Genomic DNA, 5,541 nt, shown 5'->3' with positions numbered 1-5,541 from the left:
CCTTTCTTCCTGGAAATCCCCGCCCGGTCTAAAAGCAGGGCGTACAGCACCTTGGCGTCATTGGATAAATCCAGGGGGATAAGGAATCGTGGGAAAATGATATAAGACGAAATATCGGTATCTGTTTTGTATGGAATCATAAATTCTCCTTTCTATCCATCATCGCTATGATAGATAGATTGATATTGACTATTTTGTATTTAACTCTTTTCTTATTAACTACCGTCTAAATCCGGGCTGTCTGACAGGCGGGAAAGCCACGGACTGAAAAACAGGATATGGGCGTTCCAGAGCGTCAGCTTTGCCATGTTCTGAAAAACCAATCCTGGATATTCCCGTTTAGGCAGACAAAATGAAGCGGGAACCTATATGTACTCAGCCTGCTGCCTGTCTGGGGAAATCCCGTTTAGGTCAGGAGCCTGTGCGGACAATTAGAAGCTCGTTCTGGGCGGGCATAAGGATTTATCCCTCTATCCCGTTGACCGGTGCTTGCAAAGCCCGCAGAATCAAGCCTTTTTCGTCTCTAATTGTCCGCAGGCAGCCCGCCTTTTCCGGTCACTGGCTGTTTTCTGCCTGCGGTGAACGATAGCGGCGCAGGACTTGCAGTATTTTGCCCGGTTGGAACCGGGAAGAAAGGATTGTCCGCAGACAGCGCACCGTTTATGTTCTTTCCGATGAAGCAAAGCAGTCACCAGAGGTTCATCCAAAGGCAGGACAGCGGCACGGAACCAGTTGCACAGCAGAGAGTAGGAAATGCTTTGCACGCAAACGCATTCTTCTCCATCGTCAAGGGCAAGGCAGTTCCCGCTCTCATAGTTGCAGCACTGATGGACTAGCTTTCTAGCTCTGCGGTATTGGGAGTAGGTCATCACGGGGATTTTCTCTTTGATTTCTATCACCTCCTTTTGGACGGTCAAAACACGCCCTTCTATTTATCCGTACATTTTGACAGCAAAATGACACCCCCTTTTGAAAATAAATTTGAGATAGCTCAAAATCCCTCTCATATATCCGTATATTTTCGAGGGAATTATTGCGTGGACAAACACAAAAATACCCTTCTAATAGTCATTTCATTTTGAGGGGATTTTTACGGGGGCAGCAGAAAAATTTAAAAATACCTCTCTATTAGTCGTGACATTTTTAAGGGTGTTTTTATAGGTGTTTTCGCAAAAAAAATACCACCATGGCCGTTTCAAGCCATGATGGCATTCCTCAGATTTCAAATTTATAGCCGACGCGGCAGATAATAAAACTGGAAGAAATAAAGACTTTACGCCAGCTTCCAATTCTGGCTCTCCGTCTGTAGCTTCACCATTCGGGCATATAAGCCGTTTTGCTTCAACAATGTTTCCGGTGCGCCTTCTTCGGCCACAGTTCCTTCAGAAAGCACCACGATTTTGTCTGCTCCGGCTACGGTGCGCATCCGGTGAGCAATCACCAGTACGGTCTTATCCGCGATTAGACGGGAGAGGGCAGTTTGAATCAAGGTTTCATTCTCCACATCCAGCGAAGCGGTAGCCTCATCCAAAAGAATGATCGGCGCGTTTTTCAGAAAGGCCCGCGCGATGGAAATCCGCTGCCGTTCACCGCCGGAAAGCTCGCAGCCGTTTTCCCCGATGTTGGTATGCCAGCCATCCGGCAGCTTTTCGGCAAATTCATCTACATTAGCAAGCCGTGCTGCCGCTAACACCTGCTCATCAGTAGCGTCTTTATTCCCAATTCGTATATTCTCCAGAATGGTATTGTCGAACAGGGTAACGTCCTGAAATACAATGGAGAACAGGGAAAGCAGCGTCTCCGGGTCAATTTTGGAAATATCCATGCCTCCCACGGTGATCTTTCCCCGGCTCACATCCCAAAATCTTGCTGCCAACCGGGAAACCGTTGTTTTGCCGCCACCAGAAGGCCCTACCAAGGCTGTGACTTCACCCTGCTTTGCGGTAAAGGAAACATCCTTCAATACGGTTTCTCCTGTGTTGTAGGCAAAGCCTACATGGTCGAAGGTAATGTCATAGCCTTTGTTGGAAAGTCTGTTTTCTCCCTGCTGAATCGGATGATCGAGGATTTCATTCATGCGGGCGATATTAGTGCGGGTGCTGATAACCGCCGCCAGATTTTGCAACGCCCCTTGCAGCGGATCGTAGAGCCGTGAAACAACCAGCAGGAACAGGAAGAAGGTCAGCACATCGAGACTGCCTGCTATCAGCAGAACCGAGCCTGCCAGCGCAACGGTGGCAATTCCCAGCTTTAATATGAGTGAAGCGGATACCACAAAGGCCGCCAACCCAAACTCATTGAGAATGGAACGATGTTCCACGGCGCGGATTTTCTTTTCCAAGCCTTTCAGGTATTCTGCTTCGGCGTTGTTGGCTTTTAAGTCGCGCACAGTTTCAATGCACTCTTGAATCCCGTCGGCGCAGGCCATCTTTACATCCATCGCTTTCTGATTGAGCCGTTCCTGCACCTTTGCGGAGAAGCCTACAATAGCAAAGGCAACCGGCAATACCCACAGCGCCGCTAATGCCATGCGCCAGTCGAACACCAAAAGGCTAATGGAAATTAAGACAGTGGAGATGATTGATCCTGCCAGTTCCGGTATAAAGTGAGAAAAACTCTGCTCCAAAAAGGTGCAGTCGGCCATGATGGTGCTGGTAAGGTCAGCTAAGTCCTTTTTTCCAAAGAAGGACAGCGGAATCTTCCGAAGTCGTTCAGCCAGCGTAATCCTCCGCACACCGCTTTCTGTATAAGTGGCAAAGTAGGTAGCGTTGTATTGAAAGTAAGTGGTAAGCAAGATCAAGCCAATGCACACCACGCAGCCCACGATGTAAAAAGCAATTTTTTCGCCGGGAACACCGCCATTCATCAAATCGCCTACTAAAAAATACAAGAGGCCCACCGGGAACATAAAGGAAAGATTTTGAAGAACGCAGGCCAGACAGCCTTTCACCAAATCTTTCGCCCCCTGCTCGGAAAGGGCATATCGCTTTTGAAGCCTTTTAATCACTTTATTGTACCTCCTTTGCAACTTTCCATTGAACAGAAGTTTGATAGTCCTGCCACATGTGGCTGAAAACGCCGCCTTTTTCCAGCAGCTCCCGGCTCTTGCCGCTCTCTGTGATCTGCCCGTCCTCAATGACATAGATTTGGTCTACGCCAGCTACGGTAGAGAGACGATGGGCGATCATAATCACCGTTTTCCCCTGTGACAGCTTGGAAAAGGCTGCCTGTACGCGAGATTCATTATCCGGGTCGGCAAAGGCGGTGGCCTCGTCTAAAATTACGACAGGCGCATTTTTCAACATCACGCGGGCGATGGCAATCCGCTGTTGTTCGCCACCGGAAAGGTACACACCTTTTGTCCCGATCACGGTGTCTGCGCCTTGGGGCAGCTTTTCCAGAATATCGTCACACTGGGCATTGTGGAGGGCAGCCATGATTTCTTCGCGGGTAGCATCCGGTTTGCCCATACGCACATTTTCCAAAATCGAGGCTTTGATTAGGCGGCTATTCTGGAATACAAAAGAAACTGTATTCATTAGTTCCTCTTTGGCGATGTGCTTCACATCCACGCTACCAATTTTCACCTGCCCGCCTTGCGGGTCAAAAAACCGGCAGATCAGATTGGCAAGCGTGGTCTTGCCACCGCCAGAAGGTCCCACAAAAGCTACCGTCTGCCCTGCGGGAATTGAAAGGGAAATATCCTTGATGACCTCGTTTTTTCCATCATAACTGAAATGAACATGGTTAAGCTGTACCGAAGCGTCCTCTGGGTGTTCCGGCTGTTTTGGTTCTGCAAGCGGCTTAAGATTCAATACGCTGTCGATTCTCTGCAAGGCATCGTCTACAATCATGGCGTTTTCGCTCTGGAACATGATGCGGGTGAGGGTAACGGAGATAATGGGCGTAATGATGATATAGAACATGAGATCCAGCAGGAAATCCTTGGTAACGCCGCCTTGGGTAAAAATCAGGGCGCCGGCAATCAGCGCGGCAAAGACGCCGTTGATGGCTGCCGTATAGAACATCATGGGTGCTCGAAGCTGCTTGGTATAGGCAATCACCCACACCTTATACCTATCAATGGAATCCTTGAATTTTTTGAAGGAGAATATGGTCTGCCCGAAGGTTTTTACAACGGGAATCCCCCGTACATACTCTACCGCTTCATTGGACATATCATCGAGAGCGTTTTGGTATTCTTTCATTTTTTCCTGCATTTTCTTTCCGGTCATCGTCATCATAATCAGAAAGCCCAGCACTACCGGCACAAGGCTCAAAAGTCCCAGCCGCCAGTCGAACACCAGTAGCAGAACCAAAAGGCCGCATGGCGTCGCAATGGCATTGGCACGGTCGGGAAGCTGATGCGCCAGATAGGTTTCGGTGGCGGCGCTGGATTCATTGACGATCTTGCGCAGCCTGCCGCTGCCGAATTGCTCTGCAAACCCCAGCGGCAGCTTTACAATATGCTCCATCGTTTGTAGGCGCAGGTTGGTGGCAATGCGGAACGCCCCTTTGTGGGAACACATCAGAGCGCCTATGTAGACCAACACCGCGATCACTGCGAACAGCACCGCCATCCAGCCGTTACGGGTCAGGTTTTGCGCATGGCTGAAATCCGGCGCAACTGCCAACACTTCCTGCATGACCTTCCAGATATAGTAGAAAGGCACTAACGCTATGAGGGCGCTGATGGCCGAAAGCACCCAGGAAGCGTAAGTCAGGTATTTGTGGTTGCCTGCAATCTGTAGCAGGCGTGACAGATTGGATTGTTTTTTCAAAGAAGATTCCTCCTTTTCTTTATTTCATCTACGATAAAGAGAACACAAGCGCGTTCTTCTTATATCCGTATAAGTTAGTTATAGCTAACCCGTGGGCAAAAATTACAGGGCATTACTGCCCCATAATTTTCATCCATCCGGCTGTATAGAAAACCCGCATTTCCTTCACATAATTTTCTGCGTTTTGAAGCGGCATCTCGTGAATCACCAATTCAAAAAAGGTGTGGAACATGCCGGTAATCAGGATATGCTCCAGTGCGGGGTCAATTTGCGGAGAAGGCCGTCCAAGCTCCTGCAAGACTTCCTGATAGGCATGGGTTGCCGCTGCCTCAATTTCCACCATTTCATCAATAAGGCCGGAAAATTTTGTCCCTTCCGAGCAGCAGAGGATGAGCTTACATTCCTCAAGATGTTCATAAGCGTAGTGGAGCATATCAAACATGCAAGCGCCGGAAATGTCTCCCATAACCTCCGGCTGCTGCTCGTGGGGGAGATCGGCAAATTCCTTCTGCGCTTTTTGAAAACAGCCAAGCAGGTACGCATAATGCTCGCCTACCAAAGCCTCGAACAATTCTTCTTTGCTTTTGTAATAGCCATAAAAGGCTCCGGTAGTCATTCCCACGGATTTCACAATATTCCGCAAGGAAGCGTCTTTGTACCCTTTTTCTAAAAACTCTGCTTTTGCGGCCTGGTGGATACGTTCTAAGGTTGTCAGATTGCCGTCTATTTTCTTCGCCTCCTTATAACGCTGTTATATATC

General features: G+C 48.8%; 4 protein-coding genes. All 4 read right to left on the bottom strand.

What is annotated here, in order from left to right; all coding sequences use genetic code 11:
- Positions 1-506 precede the first annotated feature (506 nt).
- The 4 genes from AC1WIP_RS10535 to AC1WIP_RS10520 all read right to left on the bottom strand — a co-directional run bounded on the left by AC1WIP_RS10535 (position 507) and on the right by AC1WIP_RS10520 (position 5,508).
- A complete protein-coding gene (locus AC1WIP_RS10535; RefSeq protein WP_072526058.1) occupies positions 507-869 on the bottom strand; it encodes a cysteine-rich VLP domain-containing protein in 363 nt (120 codons plus the stop codon).
- Positions 870-1,273: 404 nt separating this feature from the next.
- Positions 1,274-3,007 carry an ABC transporter ATP-binding protein gene (locus AC1WIP_RS10530; protein WP_481141784.1) on the bottom strand — a complete coding sequence of 578 codons (1,734 nt, stop codon included), beginning with the start codon at positions 3,005-3,007 and terminating at the stop codon, positions 1,274-1,276.
- A 1-nt stretch (position 3,008) separates the two neighbouring features.
- Positions 3,009-4,781: an ABC transporter ATP-binding protein gene (locus AC1WIP_RS10525; protein WP_481141783.1), complete on the bottom strand. Its 1,773-nt coding sequence runs from the start codon at positions 4,779-4,781 to the stop codon at positions 3,009-3,011.
- Between the two features lie 112 nt (positions 4,782-4,893).
- Positions 4,894-5,508, bottom strand: coding sequence for a TetR/AcrR family transcriptional regulator (locus AC1WIP_RS10520; protein ID WP_481141785.1), 615 nt, complete (start codon positions 5,506-5,508; stop codon positions 4,894-4,896).
- Between the last annotated feature and the right edge of the window lie 33 nt (positions 5,509-5,541).

Source organism: Acetatifactor sp. (assembly GCF_982438285.1).
The sequence above is the reverse complement of the archived record's forward strand: the minus strand, read 5'-3'. Positions and strand labels throughout refer to the sequence as shown.

Excerpts from the sequence above, each read along its gene's own strand:
- AC1WIP_RS10535 (WP_072526058.1), bottom strand. The coding sequence starts at position 869 with ATGACCTACTCCCAATACCGCAGAGCTAGAAAGCTAGTCCATCAGTGC.